This window comes from Clavibacter lycopersici, from assembly GCF_003576405.1.
Classification (GTDB): domain Bacteria; phylum Actinomycetota; class Actinomycetes; order Actinomycetales; family Microbacteriaceae; genus Clavibacter; species Clavibacter lycopersici.
Genome location: NZ_QWGT01000251.1, coordinates 1 through 3884 on the forward strand (window position 1 = coordinate 1; position 3884 = coordinate 3884).

Below are 3884 nucleotides of genomic sequence, written 5' to 3' on the forward strand. Positions count from 1 at the left end.
CGGGGCGCGGCGGGATCCGGACCGGGTGCCGGCGGGAAGCCCCCGGTCCGCCCGGGACGTGCCCGGGCCCGCGCGCTCCGCACCGGCGCGCGCACCATCCCGCTGCTGCCCTCGATCGTCCTCCTCGCCCTGTTCCTCCTCGGCCCCGTGATCTCGAGCCTCTACGGCTCCTTCACCGACGCGTCCCTCACCGGGTACGCCGCCGGCGGCGCGCAGTTCATCGGGTTCGACAACTACCGGGCGCTGTTCGCGGATCCCGACTTCCCGAAGTCGGTGCTCCTCACGCTCGCGTTCGTGTTCTTCTCCGCGGTCGTCGGGCAGAACGTCGTCGGCCTCGGGCTGGCGCTGCTCATGCGGCAGGGGAACCGGATCGTGCGCGCCGTCGTCGGCACCTTCGTCATCGCGGCGTGGGTGCTGCCGGAGATCGTGGCCGCGTTCGCGGCGTACGCGTTCTTCGACGACGAGGGCACGCTCAACACGATCCTCGGCTGGTTCGGCATCGAGGGCGCGAACTGGCTCTACGGCCTGCCGCTGCTCTCGGTGATCCTCGCGAACGTGTGGCGCGGATCCGCCTTCTCGATGCTCGTCTACTCGGCGGCCGTGCAGGAGGTGCCGCCGGAGATCACCGAGTCCGCGGAGGTGGACGGCGCGACCGGCTGGCAGCGGCTCGTCTTCATCACGCTGCCGGTGATCCGCCGGAGCATCTCGACCAACCTGATGCTCACCACGCTGCAGACGCTCTCGGTCTTCACCCTCATCTTCGTGATGACGGGCGGCGGGCCGGGGACGAACAGCTCGACCCTGCCGATCCTCGCCTACCAGGAGGCGTTCCAGTTCTCGCAGCTGGGCTTCGGCACCGCGATCGCCACGATCATGCTCCTCGTCGGAGCCGTGTTCTCGGTGATCTACATCAGGGCCCTGCGCCCGGAGGTGGACTGACCATGGCCGTGACCACGATGACGCCGACCGACGCTCGTCCTGCCCGCGCGACGCGCTCGGCCCGGCCGCCGGGATCGCGCATGACCAGTCCGAGCGGCCGCGTGATGCGCGCCGTGTCGAACGCCGTGCTGGTGCTCGTCGCCCTGTGCTTCGCGGTGCCGCTCGTCTGGCTCCTGCTCGCGGCCTTCGACCCGTCGGCGACGCTCTCGGCGAAGGTCCCCAGCGAGTTCACGCTGGAGAACTTCCGGGCCGTGCTCACGCCGGAGATCTCGTTCATCCCGCTGATGAACAGCCTCGTGCTCTCGGGCGGCTGCGCGATCGTGACGGTGGCGGTCGCGATCCTCGCGGCGTACCCGCTGTCGCGGTACCGGATGCGGATCAACAAGCCGTTCCTCTACGGGATCCTCTTCGGCACGTGCCTGCCCATCACCGCGATGATGGTGCCGGTCTACAGCCTCTTCGTCACGCTCGACCTCATCGACTCGATCGGCGGCACGGTCTTCTTCCTGGCCGCCACGAGCCTGCCGATGGCGATCTGGATGGCGAAGAACTTCATGGACTCCGTGCCGATCTCCCTCGAGGAGGCGGCGTGGACCGACGGGGCATCGATGATGCGCACGCTCACGCACATCGTCGTGCCGCTCATGCGGCCGGGGATCGCGGTGGTGTTCATCTTCGTGTTCATCCAGGCGTGGGGGAACTTCTTCGTGCCCTTCATCCTGCTGCTCAGCCCGGACAAGCAGCCGGCCGCGGTGAGCATCTTCGCCTTCTTCGGGCAGTACGGATCCGTCGCCTACGGGCAGCTCGCGGCGTTCTCGCTCGTGTACTCGGTGCCCGTCATCGCGCTGTACGTGCTCGTCTCGCGCACGCTCGGCGGGTCGAACGCCCTGGCCGGCGCCGTGAAGGGCTGATGCCGCGCACCACCACCACCGGCGCCCGACCGCGCGCCGGGCACGACCCGATGCACCCGCACCACCCGCCCGCGGCCCGCCGCGCCATCGACTGGAGATGACCATGCCCCCCACCACCGCGCTCGCCGAGGCCCGCGTCGCCCGATTCGTGCTCGATCGCCTCGTCCCGAACGTGCACCGCCGCCGGATCCCGCTCGCGATCGAGGCGTGGGACGCGCCCGGCGAGCCGGTGCCGTTCGCCGAGGCCGTGCGCCAGGAGTACCGGCCGTTCGCCGTCGGCACGCCCTGGAGCAGGGCCTGGGGCACCACGTGGTTCCACGTCACCGGCACCGTGCCGGAGGACGCCGACGCCGAGGGCACCGCGCTCGAGGTGCTCGTCGACCTCGGCTTCAGCGACCGGCAGCCCGGGTTCCAGGCCGAGGGACTCGTGTACCGGCCCGACGGCAGCGTCGTGAAGGCCATCGAGCCGTACAACGGCTACGTGCCGCTCGTGGGCGTCGGCGCGGGCGAGACGCCCGGCACCCCGATCGACCTCTGGATCGAGGCCGCGTCGAACCCCGACGTCGGCGGGAACTTCTTCTACGGCGAGACGCCGCTCGGCGACCTCGCGACCGCGGGCGACGACCCGATCTACACGCTCCGCACGATGGACCTCGCCTGGCGCGATCTGACCGTCTGGGAGCTCGACCGCGACGTCTGGACGCTGCAGGGGCTCATGGGCCAGCTGGATCCGGCGTCGTCCCGCCGCGCGGAGATCCTCGCGGCCCTCGAGCGCATGTGCGACGCGGTGGATCCCGACGACGTCGCCGGCACCGCAGCCGACGGACGACGGGCGCTCGAGGCCGTGCTCGCCGCCCCCGCGCACGCGAGCGCGCACCGGGTCACCGCGGTCGGCCACGCGCACATCGACTCGGCGTGGCTCTGGCCCGTCCGAGAGACCCGCCGCAAGGTCGCGCGCACCTTCTCCAACGTGCTCGCGCTCATGGACGAGGATCCCGACTTCGTGTTCGCGGCCTCCAGCGCGCAGCAGTACGCGTGGCTGAAGGAGGACCACCCGGGCCTCTTCGAGCGCCTGCGCGAGCGCGTGGCCGAGGGCCGGTTCGTGCCCGTCGGCGGCATGTGGGTCGAGTCGGACACGAACATGCCGGGCGGCGAGGCACTCGTCCGCCAGCTCGTGCAGGGCAAGCGCTTCTTCCTCGAGGAGTTCGGGATCGACGCCAGGGAGGTGTGGCTCCCCGACTCCTTCGGCTACACGGGCGCGCTGCCGCAGATCGTGCGGGGTGCCGGGGCCGAGTACTTCTTCACGCAGAAGCAGTCGTGGAACGAGACGAACACGATGCCGCACCACACGTTCCTCTGGGAGGGCATCGACGGCAGCCGCGTGTTCACGCACTTCCCGCCGGTGGACTCCTACAACTCCGACCTCTCCGGCGAGGACCTCGCCCGCGCCGAGCGACAGCACGCCGAGAAGGCCGTGAGCAACTCCTCCATCGTGCCGTTCGGCTGGGGCGACGGCGGCGGCGGGCCGACCCGCGAGATGACCGCGGCCGCGCACCGCGCACGCGACCTCGAGGGGTCGCCCCGCGTGACGCTCGGCACGCCGCTCGAGTTCTTCGACGCCGCGAAGGCCGAGATCCGGGATCCGCACGTGTGGTCCGGCGAGATGTACCTCGAGTTCCACCGCGGCACCTACACGTCGCAGGCGCGCACGAAGCAGGGCAACCGGCGCAGCGAGCACCTGCTGCGCGAGGCGGAGCTGTGGCTCGCGACGGCCGCGGTCCGCGACCTCGCGGAGTACCCGCACGACGAGCTCGACGCGCTCTGGCGCACCGTGCTGCTGCTGCAGTTCCACGACATCCTGCCCGGCACCTCGATCGCCTGGGTGCACCAGGAGGCCGAGCGCGAGCACGCACGCGTGCAGGGCCGGCTGCGGGAGCTCGTGGCCGGGGCGCAGCGGGCGCTCGCCGGAGCGGGCGACCGGCGGATCGCGTTCAACGCGGCGCCGGTGGACGCGGACGGCGTCGGCGCGCTGTC

Annotated in this window: 3 protein-coding genes; all 3 read left to right on the top strand. The window is 71.4% G+C overall.

Going from position 1 to position 3884, the window contains the following annotated elements:
* A partial coding sequence (locus DZG00_RS13255; RefSeq protein ID WP_233550137.1) for a carbohydrate ABC transporter permease occupies window positions 1–939 on the top strand: 939 nt, incomplete at its 5' end.
* Between the two features lie 2 nt (window positions 940–941).
* Window positions 942–1850 carry a carbohydrate ABC transporter permease gene (locus tag DZG00_RS13260; RefSeq protein WP_119382742.1) on the top strand — a complete coding sequence of 303 codons (909 nt, stop codon included), beginning with the start codon at window positions 942–944 and terminating at the stop codon, window positions 1848–1850.
* Window positions 1851–1953: 103 nt separating this feature from the next.
* Window positions 1954–3884: alpha-mannosidase (locus DZG00_RS13265; protein WP_147360006.1), on the top strand; the 1931-nt coding region annotated here is incomplete at its 3' end.

Coding starts and splice junctions, on each gene's coding strand:
- DZG00_RS13260 (WP_119382742.1), top strand. CDS start 942: ATGGCCGTGACCACGATGACGCCGACCGACGCTCGTCCTGCCCGCGCG.